We start from the raw sequence: 14,869 nt of genomic DNA, 5'->3' as shown, positions 1-14,869 counted from the left end.
CCCGCGGGCGTGCGCGCGCGGGGACGGGTGCGACCGCCCCCGGGCCGCAGCCCGAGGACCGCGCGGCCGCCTGGGCGCCGTGCACGACGGCGCCGCTCACCCGGAGGGAGGGCCCGGCGCCGGTGTCGTGACACGACCGGGCAGCGCCCGCAGGACGGTGCGGTGACGGTCTCGAGGACGGTCCCGACGACGCCCGCACGACGTCTCGGGCGAGGACCCCGCGGACACGCCGCGACGGCCCGGCCGGGCTCAGCCCCGCAGGAGGCCGCGGCGCCGGGCCTCGGCGACGGCGGCCGTGCGCGACGGCGCGCCGAGCTTGTCGTAGACGTGCACGAGGTGCGTCTTCACGGTCGCGCGCGAGAGGAACAGCTCGTGCGCGATCTCGTCGTTCGTGCGCCCCTCGGCGACGAGCGCGAGCACCTCGAGCTCGCGCGCCGTGAGCGCCGTGCCCGGGCTGCGCAGCCGGCCGAGCAGCCGCCGCTGCACCGCCGGGCCGAGGGCGACCTCGCCCGCCGCGGCCGCGCGCACGGCGGCGACGAGCTCGTGGGTCGGCGCGTCCTTGAGCAGGTAGCCGCGAGCGCCCGCCTCGACCGCGGCGAGGATGTCGGCGTCCGCGTCGTAGGTCGTGACGACGAGCACGGGCGGACCGTCCGTCGCGACGATCTCGCGGACCGCGTCCACGCCCCCGAGTCGGCCGGGGCCGAACTGCAGGTCGAGCAGCACGACGTCGGCCCGCAGCCCGCCGCGCAGCCGCGCGATCAGCTCCTCGGCGGAGCCGACCTCGGCGACGACCCGCACGTCCGGCTCGGCCTCCAGCACGGCGCGCAGGCCGGTCCGCACGACGGGGTGGTCGTCCGCGAGGACGACGTCCACGGCGGTCCCGGTCATCGCTCCTCCTCGGTGCAGGCGTCGGTCTCGGTCCGGGTGTCGGCCGGGCGGTCGGCGGGGCGGTCGGCCGGGTCGTCGGCCGGGTCGTCGGCCCGGTGGTCGGCAGCCGCGCCCGACCGGGTCCCGGTCGTCGCCGCGAGCGGCACCCAGGCGGCCACCGCCGTGCCCGCCCCCGGCGCGGACTCCACCGACAGCGTGCCCCCGAGGTCCGCGACCCGCGCGCGCATGGCGCCGAGGCCGAAGCCGCCGGGCCGGTCCGCCGCCGGCGCGGGGAGGGCGTCCGGGTCGAAGCCGCGCCCGTCGTCGACCACGTCGAGCGCGACCGCGTCGTCCCCCGGCCCGGTGCCCGCGAGGAAGCTCACGGTGACGGCGGCCCGCGTCGCACCGGCGTGCCGTTCGACGTTGGCGAGCGCGGACTGCGCCACGCGCAGCAGGGCGGCCTCGACCTCGGTCGGCAGCGGGACGGGCTCGCCGCTCACCCGCACGACGACGCGCGGCCCGCCCTCGGCGGCGCGTCCGGACGCCCGGTCCGCGACGCGGCGCAGGGCCCCGACGAGGTTCGACGACGCGAGGTCGGCCGGCGCCAGCGCGCGCACGACGCGGCGCGCCTCGGCGAGGTTGTGCCGGGCGACCTCGCGCGTCTGCTCGACGTACCCGCGCGCGGTCCCCGCGTCGCCGGCGTCGAGCGCGGTCCGGGCCGCGCGCAGGAGCAGCTCGGCGGACGAGAAACCCTGGGCGAGCGTGTCGTGGATCTCGCGCGCCAGGCGCTCGCGCTCGGCCGCCACCGCCCGCTCCCGCTCCGACGCCGCGAGCTCGTCCCGGGTGCGCACGAGCTCGTCGAGCGTGCGCTGACGCTCCTGGGACTCCCGCACGACCGCCTCCAGGGCGAGGACGACGACGACCGCGACGGCCCCGCCGATGGCCGGCCCGAGCACGAACGGCAGCGCGACGCGCGCGGTCCACGCGGCCATGACGCCCACGACGAGCACGACGACCACCGCGACCGCGACCGGGCCCCGGCGCGGGCCGAGGACGTGCATCGCGACGAACATCAGGGGGAACGCGACCCAGACGGCGGTCGTCGTGACGAGCGACAGCCCGACCCAGAGGGCCACGAGACCGGTCACCCACGCCCCCGCGGGCCACCACGCACCGCGCGGCGCGCGCACGTCGACGGGCACGGGGACCCGACGACGGCCCACCACGTACAGCGCGAGCAGGGCCGCGCCGAGCAGCACGGCGCCCGCGCCCCGCGCCGTCGACGTGACGAGCGCGCCCGCCACCGCGAGCGCGACCAGCCCGACGAGCAGCACGTCCAGGCCGCGCCGCAGCCACCGCGTCGCGGCCGGCACGACCGGCGCGACGCGACCCGCCGCCGACGTCGCACGGTCGACCGATGCATGGCCCGACGACGCACGGCCCGACGGCGCAGCACGGCCCGCGAGCGCGGCAGGCTCGGCGGGCTCGGGTCCGGGCGGGATCACGCCGTCACCCTAGCCACGGCGCCGCGACCCGGCATCGTCCGAACGGTCGATCCCGGGCTCGTCCCTGCGGCGCCCCAGGACCGATCGGGCCGGTGATCCGGGGCGCGCGCGGACGCGGGACGGTGGACGGGACGTCGGGACGGGTCCTGCGACGCACGACCGCTCGTGCTCGCCGGAGCGCGTCCCCGCCCCCGCACTCTGTCCCACTCGCTGCCCTCGAACCCCGGAGGTCTCCCCGTGTTCCTCGCCCTGCGCGACCTGCGTCACGCGCGCGGTCGCTTCGCGCTCATGACGGTCGTCGTCGCGCTCATCACGTTCCTCGTCGCCTTCCTCGCGGCGCTCACCGCGGGCCTCGGCCGCGCGAGCACCTCCGCGGTGACCGACCTGCCGGTCGATCGCGTCGCCTTCGCGCCCCCGGCCGAGGGCGCGTCCCCCACCTTCACGGAGTCCGAGGTGACAGCGGCACAGACGGACGCCTGGGCCGCCGTCCCCGGGGTCGACGCCGCGGAGCCGCTCGGCGTCGCGACCGTGCGCGCGTCCGGCGACGCGACGGCCGCCGTCACCGCGTTCGGGGTGCGGCCCGGCTCGGGGCTCGTGCCCGGCACCGACGACGGCGGTGCCGACGTCTCTCCCGGCACCGCCGTGCTCTCCCGCGGCGCGGCCGACGCGCTCGGCGCCGACGTGGGCGACCAGGTGGACGCCGGGCCGCTCGACCTGACGGTCTCCGCCGTCGCGGACGGCGAGGCGGACTACGCGCACACGCCGGTCGTCTGGGTGGCCCTCGACGACTGGCAGGCCGTCGGCGCCCGGGGCGGCGCCTCGCCCGTCGGCACCACGTCCGACGGCACGCCTGCCGACAGCGCCTCGACCGACGACGCGGCAGCCGGGCAGGTGGCCACCGTCGTCACCCTGCGGTTCGGCGACGACCCCCCGACCGCGGACGTGCTCGCCGCCACGGACGCCCGCGTCGGCACCGTGACCGCGACGCCGCGCGAGGCGCGCTCGGCCATCTCGTCGTTCACCGCCGAGAACCTCTCCCTGACCCTCATGCAGGTCTTCCTCCTCGCGATCTCCGCGCTCGTCGTCGGTGCGTTCTTCACCGTCTGGACCATCCAGCGCGCGGGCGACGTCGCGGTGCTGCGCGCGCTCGGCGCCTCGACGCGCTACCTGCTGCGCGACGCGATCGGCCAGGCCGGCGTCGTGCTGGGCGTGGGCGTCGGCGTCGGCACGGCCCTCGCGGCCGGCGCGGGACTGCTCGCGTCCCAGGTCATGCCGGTCGTCGTCGACCTCTCGACGACCCTCGTGCCCGCCGTCGTGCTCGTCGTGCTCGGCGGCCTCGGCGCGGTCCTCGCCGTGACGCGGGTCGCGCGCGTCGACCCGCACGCGGCGCTCGCGGCCCGCTGACCTACTCCCTCTCGTCCGTACCGACCCTCAGGAGCTCCTGGTGGACCTCGTCCTCGACCGTGTCCGACTCACCTACCCCGACGGCGACGGCGTCCTCGTCGCCGTCGACGACGTCTCCCTCACCGTGCCCTCGGGCACCACGACGGCGCTGCTCGGCCCGTCCGGCGCCGGCAAGTCCAGCCTGCTCGCCGTCGCGGCGACGCTCACGCCGCCGACGTCGGGCGTCGTGCGGGTGGGGCCCGACGTCGTCAGCGCACCGCTCGACCCCGGCACCGAGCCCGGGGACGCGGCCGGACGGCGCAGCCGGCGGCGCGCGCGGCGCGCGGCCGACCGGGCGGCGGCGCTGCGCCGCGAGCGCATCGGGCTCGTGTTCCAGCAGCCGCAGCTCGTCGCGTCGCTCACCGTGCTCGAGCAGCTCGAGCTCATGAGCCACCTGCGCGGCCGCTCCCCCGCGTCGCGCCGCGCGCACGCCCTCGCGCTGCTCGACGCCGTCGGGGTCGCCGACCGCGCGGACCGCCGGCCCGAGCACCTCTCGGGCGGGCAGCGCCAGCGCGTCGCGATCGCCCGCGCGCTCATGAACGACCCCGAGGTGCTCCTCGTGGACGAGCCGACGTCGGCGCTCGACCACGAGCGCGGCGTGCAGGTGGTGGAGCTGGTCGTGCGGCTCGCGCGCGAGCTCGACGCGGCGACGCTGCTCGTCTCGCACGACGAGGCGACGCTCGACCCGGTCGACGCGCGGGTCCACCTCGCGGACGGCCGCCTCGTCCCGGCGCCCGCGGCGGCCTGACGACGCACCGCGCGCTCCGGCCGCGGTCGGGTCAGCGGACCGCGCGCACGCGGGTCGCGACCGCGACCGCCACGACGGCGGCCAGCGCCTGGGCCACCACGACGCCCCACCCGGGCGTACCGACGAGCAGGGCGACCCCGAGCGGGACCGTGCCGAGCACCGCGACGTCGGGCCCCTTGCGCAGCACGGCCGCGGCGCCCGTCGGCAGACCGCCCGAGGGTGTCGCGAGCAGCGGCCCGCCCCAGTCCGGCGGCTCGCGGTACGCGCTGCGCACGGCGGCGGCGCCCTGGACGACCGCCGCGAGCACCGCGACCCCGAGCCAGCGCGCGTCCCCCGTCCCGAGCGCGAGCGGGGCCGCGCCGGCGACGAGGCAGGCCGTCGCCGTGAGCGTCGGGACGACGCCGCGCGCGAGCCGCACCCAGCGCGCGCGGAGGGGCACGAGCGCGTCGACGACCGGGGCCATCTCGGCCGTGCGCGCCCCCTCCGCGCCGAGCACCGCCGCGCCGAGGCCCGCCGCGACGAGCAGGGCGAAGAGACCGAAGCCGGAGCCCAGGCCGGGCACCTGCTGCGCGACGACCGTGAGGGCGGCGAGACCGACGAGCTGCGCGAGCGCCGACGGGCTGCGGCCCAGCAGCACGAGGTCGGCCGCGACCACCGCGCCGACGGGACCGCGCACCGCGGCGAACCGGTGCGGCCGACGCACCCGGACCCGGGCGGCGCCGGCCCGGCGCAGAGCCCGGCCGAGGTCGCGCGTGTCGAAGGACAGCACGGCGCCACCCACCTGGTCCGCGACCGCGCTCTGCGCGCGCAGCACCGTCGCGCCGAGGGACTCCAGCCCGCGCCACCACCGCAGCACGAGCAGCGCCGCGACGGCGAGCAGACCGAGCACGACGACGAGCGGCGCACCGAGCGGCGGGAGACCCGGTCGTCGGGCGACGACGAGCGCGAGACCCACGACCGGCACGGCCGCGACCGCGACGTCGCTCGCCCGCGCGAGCAGCCCGGCGGCGCGGGCCGACGGCTGGGCGAGTCCCGCGACCGCGACGAGGAGCAGGCCGAGGGCGCCGCCGGTCGCACCGGCCCGCAGCGCGGGCACCGCGTCCAGGCCGGCCGCGACCGCGACGACGGCGCTCCCCAGCGCTCCGAGCCCGGCACCCAGCACGACGGCGCGCGCGAACGACGGCGACACGAGACCCCGCCGGTCGGCGGGCGTCGGCACCCACCACCGCACCCCGCCCCCGCCGGCGCCGACCGGGCCCAGGCGCACGGCGGTGCCTGTGAGGAACGCGAGCAGCGCCGTCGTGCCGAGCGCCTGGACGGCCCCCGGTCCTAGCACGGGCGGCCCGCCCGCCGGCGCGGCGGTCGCGAGCGTCGAGCGCAGCATCGAGGCGAACCCGACGACCCAGCCCGTCGCGAGCGCGACGGACACCACGGCGTAGGCGACGTCGACGACGATCTCGCCCGGCCCGGCGTCGGCCCGCGCGGCCGCGGCACGGGCGGTGAGACGGCGCAGCTCGCGACCGGTCAGCAGCTCGTCCGGGTCGGAGCGCAGCGCGCTCGCTCCGTGCGGCACGGTCAGCGCACCGCCAGGAGCGCCGCGTGGACGTCGGCCGGGGCGAGCGGGACGCACCGGTCGTCGTCGACCAGCAGGCCGCGCGCGCCCGTGCGTTCGACGAGCTCGGGGTCGTGCGTGGCGAGGACCACGGCCACGCCGCTGCGCGCGTCCTCGACGAGCAGCGCCGCGAGGCGCTCCCGCATCCCCGGGTCGAGCCGCTGCTCGGGCTCGTCGAGGACGAGCAGCTCACGGGGCCGCACGAAGCCCGAGGCGAGCAGGAAGCGTCGCCGCTGGCCGGAGGAGAGCGCCGACGGGAGCGACCGACCCTGCTCCGCGATCCCGAACCGGTCGAGCAGCTCGTCCACGACGGCCCCGGCCCCCGGCACGCCGTGCCCTCGCGCGACGAGGACGAGGTGCTCGCGGACCGTGAGCGCCGGGAAGAACGCGTCGTCGTCGAGCACGCCCGCGACGCGCGCCCGGAAGTCGCGCTCGCGCTCGTCCACGTCGCGCCCGAACGCGCGCACCGCACCGCCGAGCGGCGCCTGGAGACCGAGCAGCGTGCGCAGGAGCGTCGACTTGCCGCTCCCGTTGGCGCCGATCACCACGACCAGCTCGCCCGGCACCACGGCGAGGTCGACGGGCGCGCACACCGCGACGTCCGCGTAGCCGACGCGCAGCGCGCGCGCCTCGAGCACGGGTGCCGGGGCGGCCACGGTCAGGCGCCCGGCGTCGTCGCGACCGGCTCCCCGCCCGGGGCGGCGAGGATCTCCCGGGCGCGCGCGACGTCGTCGTGCATCTGCGCCACGAGCGGCTCGATGCCGTCGAAGCGCAGCGTCGGGCGCAGCCGCTCGACGAGCTCCAGGACCACGTCCTCGTCGTACAGGTCAAGGTCCGCACGGTCGAGGACGTACGCCTCGACCCGGCGCTCGACGCCGTCGAACGTCGGGTTGGTGCCGATCGAGATCGCCGCCGGCAGGCGCACGTCCGCGTGGCGGGGATCGGCGCCCGCGAGCTGCGGTCGCTCGAGCCAGCCCGCGTAGACGCCGTCGGCCGGGACCATGCCGCTGATCGAGCCGAGGTTGGCCGTCGGGAAACCCAGTTCGCGCCCCCGCGCGTCGCCGTGCACGACGGTGCCGCGCACGCGGTGGGACCGGCCGAGGATGCGGGCCGCCTCGCGCACGTCGCCCGCCGCGAGCAGCGCGCGCACGCCCGTCGAGGACCAACGCACCTGCGAGTCGCCCGGCGTCTCCTCGTCGGTGACCGGCACGCCCTGGTGCTGGCCGACGTCGTCGATCGCGACCACGTCGAAGCCGTACCGCGCGCCGAGCGCGACCATCGTCTCCATGGTGCCCGCGTTGTCGCGGCCGAAGCGGACGTCGTGCCCGACGACGACGGCGCCCGCGTGCAGGCCGTCGACGAGGTAGGCGCGCACGAACTCCTCCGGCGTCTGCCGCGCGAACTCGAGCGTGTACTCCACGAGCAGGACCGCGTCCAGGCCCGTCGCGGCGAGCAGCTCGACCCGGTCCGCGATGCCCGTGATGAGCTCGGGCGCGCTCTGGGGGCGGTGCACGGCCGACGGGTGCGGGTGGAACGTCACGGCCACGGCGCGGGCGTCGCGCTCGCGCGCCAGGTCGACGATGCGCCCGAGCACCTGGGCGTGCCCGCGGTGGACGCCGTCGAAGTTGCCGATCGTCACGACCGACGGGCCGAAACCCGGGGGAACCTGGCTCAGGTCCGTCCACAGGTGCACGCGAGAACTCCTCAGGTGAGCAGGAAGGCCGCGGGTGCCGCCCGGGGCGGCCGCCCGTGCCGACGGGGGGCGGCGGACCGGACGGGGAGGCACCGGGACCGCGCTGGACAAGACTGCCACGCCCCGGGCACGACGCCGAACCGGACGCGTCAGGCGGGAGCGAGCACGAGGACCGGCCGGGCGAGGTCCTTGCCGCGGCGGCGGGTGTCCTCCACGAGCGCCACGAGCTCGCCCGTCGGGGACATCGCCGCCGTCGTGCCGGGCGTCCCGGTCGCGTCGACCCACTGCCCGTACGACAGCGCGGTCGCCTGCTCCGGGGTCAGCTCGCGCACGGGGAACGTCGCACGGGCCGCCTGCGCGAGCGGCAGGGTCGCGAGCACGCCGTCGCGGTCCGCCTGGGCCTCGAGCTCCTCGAGCGTCGAGGCGACGTCGAGCCCGTACCCGCCCACCCGCGTGCGCCGCAGCGCCGTGAGGTGGCCGCCGACGCCGAGCGCCGACCCGAGGTCGCGCGCGAGCGCGCGCACGTACGTCCCCGACGACACGGTCACGGTGACGTCGACGTCGAGCGCGGGCGGCGCGTCGTCGGGGACGCCCTGCTCCCCCGGCGCCACGGGCCGCACCGCGAGCACGTCGAAGCGCGAGACGACGACGGGCCGCGCCGCCAGCGCGACCTCCTCGCCCGCGCGGGCCCGCGCGTACGCGCGCTGCCCGTCGACCTTGATCGCGCTCACCGTGCTCGGCACCTGGAGGATCTCGCCGGTGAGGCCGGCGATCCCCGCCTCGAGGTCGGCCCGCACGACGGCGGACGCGTCCGCCCGCGAGAGCACCTCGCCCTCCGCGTCGTCGGTCGTGGTCGCCGCACCGAGGCGGATCGTCGCGTCGTAGTCCTTGTCGGCGCCGACGACGTACGTCAGCAGCTTCGTCGCGCGCCCGACGCCGAGCACGAGCACGCCCGTGGCCATGGGGTCGAGCGTGCCCGCGTGGCCGACCTTGCGCGTGCCGGCGAGGCGTCGGCCACGGCCGACGACGTCGTGGCTCGTCCAGCCGGCGGGCTTGTCGACGACGACGAGACCGTCGGGAGCGACGGGGCGTCGCTCCCGACGGTCGGTCGCGGACGGGCGTGCGCCCACGCGGTCAGGCCCGGTCGTCGTCGGCGACGGCGTCCGCGTCCTCCGACGTGCGGTACGGGTCGGCGTCCCCGGCGAACGGCTTGCCCTCGCGCAGGGCGGCGAGCTCGGCGTCGCGCCGGCGGGCCTCCACGAGCGCGGCGTCGAGGTGCGCCGCCGTCTCGGGCACCGCGTCGAGGTGGAACTCGATCGCCGGAGTGAGGCGGATGCCGGTCTGCTTGCCGACCTCCGACCGGATGAGGCCCTTCGCGCTCTCCAGCGCGGCGGCCGTCCCGGCCCGCTCCTCGTCCGTCCCGTAGACGGTGTAGAACACCGAGGCGTTCTGCAGGTCACCGGTGACACGGACGTCCGTGACCGTGACGAACCCGAGGCGCGGGTCCTTGATCCGCGTGTCGAGCATCTGCGCGACGATCTCCTTGATGCGGTCGGCGAGCTTCCTCGCCCGGGGGTGGTCGACCATGTCTTCTTCCTTTCGTGCCGAGCCTTCCGGCGACGGTCCCGACGACCGTACGTCGAACGGCGCCCACCGGCCGGGTGGGTGACCGCGGTGGGGTGCTGACTGACGACTGCGGGTGATGACGACCGCGGGGTGACGAACGCCCGGGGGCGGCCACGATGACCGTGACCGCCCCCGGGCGTGACGAGCGTCAGGAGCGCGGCTTCTCGCGCATCTCGAACGTCTCGATGGTGTCGCCGACCTGGAGGTCGTTGAACGAGCCCAGACCGATACCGCACTCGAAGCCCTCGCGGACCTCGGTGGCGTCGTCCTTGAACCGCTTGAGCGACTCGACCGTGAGGTTGTCCCCCACGACCTTGCCGTCGCGCAGGACGCGCGCCTTGGCGTTGCGGCGGATCTCGCCCGACCGGACGATCGAGCCGGCGATGTTGCCGAACTTGGAGGAGCGGAAGATCTCGCGGATCTCCGCCGTGCCCAGCTGGGCCTCCTCGTACTCCGGCTTGAGCATGCCCTTGAGCGCGGCCTCCACGTCCTCGATCGCCTGGTAGATGATCGAGTAGAAGCGGACGTCGACGCCCTCGCGCTCGGCCAGGTCCTCGACGCGCTCGCCGTACTTCACGTTGAAGCCGATGATGATCGCGTTGTCGACCGTCGCGAGGTTGACGTCGTTCTGCGTGATCGCACCGACACCGCGGTGGATGACGCGCAGCTCGACCTCGTCGCCCACGTCGATCTTGAGCAGCGCGTCCTCGAGGGCCTCGACGGCACCGGACACGTCGCCCTTGAGGACGAGGTTGAGGGTCTCGACCTTGCCCTGCTGGAGAGCCTGCGTGAAGTCCTCGAGGCTGATGCGCTTGCGGCGCTTGGCCAGGAGGGCGGCGCGCTCGGCAGCCTCGCGCTTCTCGGCGATCTGGCGGGCCGTGCGCTCGTCGGGCGCCACGAGGAACGTGTCGCCCGCGCTCGGCACGGACGCGAGACCCAGCACGAGGACCGGACGGGCGGGGCCCGCCTCGGTCACGGCGTTGCCGTGCTCGTCGAACATCGCCCGGACACGGCCGTGGGCCGTGCCGGCGACGATCGCATCACCGACGTGCAGCGTGCCGGACTGGACGAGGACGGTCGCGACGGCGCCGCGGCCCTTGTCCAGGTTCGCCTCGATGGCGACGCCGCGCGCGTCCTTGTCGGGGTTCGCACGCAGGTCGAGCGAGGCGTCGGCCGTGAGCAGGACGGCCTCGAGGAGGTCGTCGATGCCCATGTTCTGCTTCGCGGACACGTCGACGAACATCGTGTCGCCGCCGTACTCCTCGGCCACCAGGTTGTACTCGGTGAGCTGCTGGCGGATCTTGGCCGGGTTCGCCGACTCCTTGTCCACCTTGTTCACCGCGACCACGATCGGCACGTTCGCCGCCTGGGCGTGGTTGAGCGCCTCGATGGTCTGCGGCATCACGCCGTCGTCCGCGGCCACGACGAGGATCGCGATGTCCGTCACCTGGGCACCACGGGCACGCATGGCGGTGAACGCCTCGTGACCCGGGGTGTCGATGAAGGTGATGGCGCGGTCGACGCCCTCGTGCTCGTGGCGCACCTGGTACGCACCGATGTGCTGGGTGATGCCGCCGGCCTCGCCCGCGACGACGTCCGTCTGGCGGATGGCGTCGAGGAGCTTGGTCTTTCCGTGGTCGACGTGACCCATGACGGTGACGACCGGCGGGCGGGCGGCGAGCTCGTCGTCGCCCTCGGCCTCGAGCTCCGCGTCCAGGTCGATGTCGAACGACCCGAGCAGCTCGCGGTCCTCCTCCTCGGCCGAGACCATCTCGATGACGTAGCCGAGCTCGGACGCGAGGGCACCGAACGTGTCCTCGTCGAGCGACTGCGTCGCCGTGGCCATCTCACCGAGGTGGAACAGCACGGTCACGAGGCTCGCGGGGTTCGCGTCGATCTTGTCGGCGAAGTCGTTGAGCGACGAGCCGTGACGCAGCCGCACGACGGTCGAGCCGTTCCCGCGGGGAACCTGCACGCCGCCGAGCGACGGCGCCTGCATCTGCTCGAACTCCTGGCGCTTCGCGCGCTTCGACTTCCGCCCACGGACCGGGCGACCGCCGGCGCGCCCGAAGGCGCCCTGCGTCGAGCCACGACCGGCGCCACCGCGGCCACCGCCACCGGGACGGCCGGCGAAGCCGCCGCCACCGCCGGGAGCGCCGCCACCACCGGGACGACCGCCGAAGCCGCCGCCACGACCGCCGCCACCGCCACCGGGACGACCACCGGGAGCAGGACGCTCACCGGGACGGCCGATCGAGGTGCGGCCGGGCATCATGCCCGGGTTGGGGCGCGGGCCGCCCGGACGCGGTGCGGGACGCGGGCCGCCCGGGCGAGGACCGCCCGAGCGCTCGCCGGACGCCGCCGCCGCACCCTCGGTGCGCTCGGGACGCGACCCGGGCCGGGGCATGCCCTGGCTCGGGGCGAACGGGTTGTTGCCCGGGCGCGGGGCGCCCGGACGCGGGCCACCCTGCCGGGGCATGCCCTGGCTGGTCGCGAACGGGTTGTTCCCCGGACGCGGTGCGCCGGGACGTCCGCCCGAGCCACCGGGGCGCGGGGCGGGCGCGTTCGTGCCGCCGCCCGGCTTGGGCGAGGCGGTGGGCTTCTGCGCGGGCGCGGGCGTCGGACGCTGCGCCGCGGGAGCCTGGGGTGCCGGAGCCTTCGGGGCCGGCGCCGCGGGCGCGGCGGGTGCCGGAGCCTTCGGGGCCAGCGCGGCCGGCTCGGCGGGGGCCGCGGCCTGCGGGGCCTGCGGAGCCGGCGCGGCCGGCTCGGCCTTGACCTCCGGCTTCGGGGCCGGCTTCGGCGCGGCCGGACGCGCGGCGGGTGCCGCGGGCTTGCTCGCGCCGCCACCCCCGGCGGGGAAGGCGTCGCGCAGCTTGCGGACCACCGGTGGCTCGATGGTCGAGGATGCCGAGCGGACGAACTCACCGAGCTCCGTCAGCTTGGTCATGATGGTCTTGCTTTCCACCCCGAGCTCCTTCGCGAGCTCGTAGACGCGGACCTTTGCCACAACTCTCCTGTCTCGGCCCGCCCCGGACAGGGAGGACCGTCGTTAGTGCTGGGTGCTCATCGCTGGGTACTCATCGGGTGCCCATCGGCTTCTAACCCGCTTCCTTGTCGACGTGTCGTGCTGGCGGCCCCGTACGGACGGGGCCGTGACGCATGGCTCAGAGGTGCTCTCCCGGACGGGCCTCGATCACGGCGCGGACCGCGGCGAGGTCGAGGGGCCCGGCGACACGCAGGGCCCGCGGGACGGCCCGCCGGCGTTCCGCCGTCTCGAGGCACCGGGTCGACGCGTGGAGCCACGCACCGCGACCCGGCAGCGACCGCCCGGCGTCCACCACGAGCCGTGGCTCGTCGGTGCCCGCGCCGGACCGGTCGAGGACCAGACGGAGAAGAGCTGACCGCAGGTCGCGCTGCCTGCACCCGACGCACGTGCGGACCGGACCCGATCCCGTCGGAACGGGAAGGGTCGTGGAGTCCGGGGGCATGGTCGAGGTGCGGGCTCGCGGCCCGGTCGATGACAGTCTACCGCGCCGGTCCGTCATCCGTGACCGTCCCACGCTCCGCGGCTACCGGTCGGCAGCGCGAGGACCTGCGGGAGCGGCACCGTCCGACCCCTCGGCCGGGGCGCCGCCCTCGTCCGAGCGGATGTCGATGCGCCACCCCGTGAGCTTCGCGGCCAGGCGGGCGTTCTGCCCCTCCTTGCCGATCGCGAGGGAGAGCTGGAAGTCCGGGACGACGACGCGCGCGGCGCGCGCCACCTCGTCGACCACCGTGACCGACGACACACGCGCCGGGGACAGCGCGTTGGCCACGAACTGGGCCGGGTCGTCGCTGTGGTCGACGATGTCGATCTTCTCGCCGTGGAGCTCCGCCATGACCGCGCGCACGCGCGAGCCCATGGGCCCGATGCACGCGCCCTTGGCTCCGAGCCCCGGGACGCGCGAGCGGACGGCGACCTTGGTGCGGTGCCCCGCCTCGCGCGCGATGGCGGTGATCTCCACCGAGCCGTCGGCGACCTCGGGGACCTCGAGCTCGAAGAGCTTGCGGACGAGGTTCGGGTGCGTGCGGCTCAACGTGATCTGCGCGCCCTTCATTCCCCGGGCGACCTCGAGCACGTAGGCGCGCAGGCGCTCGCCGTGCACGTACTCCTCCGTGGGGACCTGCTCGTGCGGCGGGAGCACGGCCTCCGTGCCGCCCACGTCCACGAGCACGACGCGCGGGTCGCGGCCCTGCTGGATGACGCCCGCGAGGACCTCGCCCTCCTTCCCGCGGAACGTGCCGAGGATCTGGTCGTCCTCCGCGTCGCGCAGGCGCTGGACGATGACCTGGCGTGCGGTCGAGGTCGCGATGCGCCCGAAGTCGGCGGGCGTGTGGTCGAACTCGGGACCGTACTCGACGGGGCCGCGCGGGGCGTCCTCGTCGTCGGTCTCGGGAGCCGGCAGCTCCTCGCGCGCCCACACCGTCACGTGGCCCGTCTTGCGGTCGAGCTCGACGCGCGCACGGGTGTACGCGTCGGGGGTGCGGTGGTACGCCGAGAGCAGGGCCTGCTCGATCGCCGCGACGAGCACGTCGAGGCTGATGTCCCGCTCGCGCTCCAGCAGGCGCAGCGCGCTCATGTCCACGTCCATCGTCAGGCCTCCTCGTCGTGGTCGGTCGTCTCGTCGGCGGAGCCGTCGAGCTCGGGCAGGTCCGCCTCGAGGGCGCGCTTGAGCTCGACCTGCACCTCGCCGCGCACGACGTCGGCGAGCGGCACCACGCGCTCGGTCACCGCGCCGCGCGCGCCGGGGACGTCGAGGACCAGCTCGGTCTCGACCGCCGAACCGGAGCGCAGCCGGCCCTCGAGCGTGCCGCCGTCGGCCAGGACGAGCCGCACGAGACGGCCGCGGGCGCGCCGGAAGTGGCGCGGCTCGGTGAGCGGACGGTCCGTGCCCGGCGTCGAGACCTCGAGCGTGTACGCGCCGTGGAGCGGGTCCACCGTGTCCAGCGCCGCGGAGATCGGGCGCGTGGCCTCGGCCACCGCGTCCAGGTCGAGGCTGCCCTCGACGTCGTCGGGGAGGTCCAGCACGACGCGCACCACCGAACGGGCACCCGCGCGCGACACCGTGACGTCCTCGAGGTGGAGCCCGGCGTCGCGGACCGCGGGCTCGACCGCCTCGCGGACGCTCTCCCGGAGCGCGTGCGCCGCCGCGTCGCCTCCGGACCCTCTGCCGGACTGACCGCCCGCCTGCCCTGCCATGACTCAGCTCCTGTCCGTGTCCCACGCCGGGTACGCCAGACGACCGGTGTGTTGTTGTCTCGGGTGCTCCGAGCCCCGCTCGCGGGACGTCGGAACGGGGACCAGCCTAACGACTCGCGGGCCCCGGACGTGACAT

At 76.5% G+C, this 14,869-nt stretch carries 13 protein-coding genes; 2 read left to right on the top strand and 11 right to left on the bottom strand.

Annotated elements, in window-relative coordinates:
* Positions 1 to 249: 249 nt before the first annotated feature.
* Together RSE42_RS07805 and RSE42_RS07800 are read right to left on the bottom strand one after the other, a co-directional pair.
* The gene (locus RSE42_RS07805) at positions 250 to 888 is read right to left on the bottom strand and encodes a response regulator (protein ID WP_415298483.1); all 639 of its coding nucleotides are present in this window, start codon (positions 886 to 888) and stop codon (positions 250 to 252) included.
* On the bottom strand, positions 885 to 2,372 hold the full coding sequence (locus RSE42_RS07800) for a sensor histidine kinase (protein WP_415298481.1): 1,488 nt from the start codon (positions 2,370 to 2,372) through the stop codon (positions 885 to 887). Before RSE42_RS07800 ends, RSE42_RS07805 begins: the two co-directional genes overlap by 4 nt.
* A gap of 237 nt (positions 2,373 to 2,609) precedes the next feature.
* Between RSE42_RS07800 and RSE42_RS07795 the strand changes: the two genes are divergently transcribed.
* Together RSE42_RS07795 and RSE42_RS07790 are read left to right on the top strand one after the other, a co-directional pair.
* Positions 2,610 to 3,776 (top strand): FtsX-like permease family protein, encoded by a 1,167-nt coding sequence (locus RSE42_RS07795; protein ID WP_171467761.1) that lies wholly within the window; start codon positions 2,610 to 2,612, stop codon positions 3,774 to 3,776.
* Positions 3,777 to 3,816: 40 nt separating this feature from the next.
* Positions 3,817 to 4,563 carry an ABC transporter ATP-binding protein gene (locus RSE42_RS07790; RefSeq protein WP_415298480.1) on the top strand — a complete coding sequence of 249 codons (747 nt, stop codon included), beginning with the start codon at positions 3,817 to 3,819 and terminating at the stop codon, positions 4,561 to 4,563.
* Between the two features lie 31 nt (positions 4,564 to 4,594).
* Here RSE42_RS07790 and RSE42_RS07785 read toward each other — a convergent pair whose 3' ends face one another.
* The 9 genes from RSE42_RS07785 to rimP all read right to left on the bottom strand — a co-directional run bounded on the left by RSE42_RS07785 (position 4,595) and on the right by rimP (position 14,733).
* A complete protein-coding gene (locus tag RSE42_RS07785) occupies positions 4,595 to 6,136 on the bottom strand; it encodes a DUF6297 family protein (protein WP_415298478.1) in 1,542 nt (513 codons plus the stop codon).
* Positions 6,137 to 6,138: 2 nt separating this feature from the next.
* Positions 6,139 to 6,831 (bottom strand): ABC transporter ATP-binding protein, encoded by a 693-nt coding sequence (locus RSE42_RS07780; RefSeq protein WP_137280308.1) that lies wholly within the window; start codon positions 6,829 to 6,831, stop codon positions 6,139 to 6,141.
* A gap of 2 nt (positions 6,832 to 6,833) precedes the next feature.
* Positions 6,834 to 7,868: a bifunctional riboflavin kinase/FAD synthetase gene (locus RSE42_RS07775; RefSeq protein ID WP_137280307.1), complete on the bottom strand. Its 1,035-nt coding sequence runs from the start codon at positions 7,866 to 7,868 to the stop codon at positions 6,834 to 6,836.
* A 149-nt stretch (positions 7,869 to 8,017) separates the two neighbouring features.
* Positions 8,018 to 8,998 carry a tRNA pseudouridine(55) synthase TruB gene (truB, locus tag RSE42_RS07770; RefSeq protein ID WP_415298475.1) on the bottom strand — a complete coding sequence of 327 codons (981 nt, stop codon included), beginning with the start codon at positions 8,996 to 8,998 and terminating at the stop codon, positions 8,018 to 8,020.
* 4 nt (positions 8,999 to 9,002) lie between these two features.
* Positions 9,003 to 9,455, bottom strand: a complete 453-nt coding sequence (gene rbfA, locus RSE42_RS07765; RefSeq protein ID WP_043659091.1) for a 30S ribosome-binding factor RbfA — start codon at positions 9,453 to 9,455, stop codon at positions 9,003 to 9,005.
* Positions 9,456 to 9,642: 187 nt separating this feature from the next.
* A complete protein-coding gene (infB, locus tag RSE42_RS07760) occupies positions 9,643 to 12,501 on the bottom strand; it encodes a translation initiation factor IF-2 (RefSeq protein WP_415298473.1) in 2,859 nt (952 codons plus the stop codon).
* Between the two features lie 157 nt (positions 12,502 to 12,658).
* The gene (locus RSE42_RS07755) at positions 12,659 to 12,982 is read right to left on the bottom strand and encodes a YlxR family protein (RefSeq protein ID WP_232322583.1); all 324 of its coding nucleotides are present in this window, start codon (positions 12,980 to 12,982) and stop codon (positions 12,659 to 12,661) included.
* 81 nt (positions 12,983 to 13,063) lie between these two features.
* Positions 13,064 to 14,125, bottom strand: a complete 1,062-nt coding sequence (gene nusA, locus RSE42_RS07750) for a transcription termination factor NusA (RefSeq protein WP_021482697.1) — start codon at positions 14,123 to 14,125, stop codon at positions 13,064 to 13,066.
* Between the two features lie 2 nt (positions 14,126 to 14,127).
* Entirely contained in the window at positions 14,128 to 14,733 is a 606-nt protein-coding gene (rimP, locus tag RSE42_RS07745) for a ribosome maturation factor RimP (RefSeq protein WP_043660152.1), read from the bottom strand.
* Positions 14,734 to 14,869 lie beyond the last annotated feature (136 nt).

Origin of the sequence: Cellulosimicrobium sp. SJTW-1 (genome assembly GCF_047716875.1) — a bacterium.
Lineage (GTDB): Bacteria > Actinomycetota > Actinomycetes > Actinomycetales > Cellulomonadaceae > Cellulosimicrobium > Cellulosimicrobium funkei.
The sequence above is the reverse complement of the archived record's forward strand: the minus strand, read 5'-3'. Positions and strand labels throughout refer to the sequence as shown.

What these genes read in the sequence shown, in the direction of transcription:
- rbfA (WP_043659091.1), bottom strand. Translation starts at nt 9,455, where the DNA reads ATGGTCGACCACCCCCGGGCGAGGAAGCTCGCCGACCGCATCAAGGAG.
- RSE42_RS07805 (WP_415298483.1), bottom strand. Translation starts at nt 888, where the DNA reads ATGACCGGGACCGCCGTGGACGTCGTCCTCGCGGACGACCACCCCGTC.
- RSE42_RS07755 (WP_232322583.1), bottom strand. Translation starts at nt 12,982, where the DNA reads ATGCCCCCGGACTCCACGACCCTTCCCGTTCCGACGGGATCGGGTCCG.
- rimP (WP_043660152.1), bottom strand. Translation starts at nt 14,733, where the DNA reads ATGGCAGGGCAGGCGGGCGGTCAGTCCGGCAGAGGGTCCGGAGGCGAC.
- nusA (WP_021482697.1), bottom strand. Translation starts at nt 14,125, where the DNA reads ATGGACGTGGACATGAGCGCGCTGCGCCTGCTGGAGCGCGAGCGGGAC.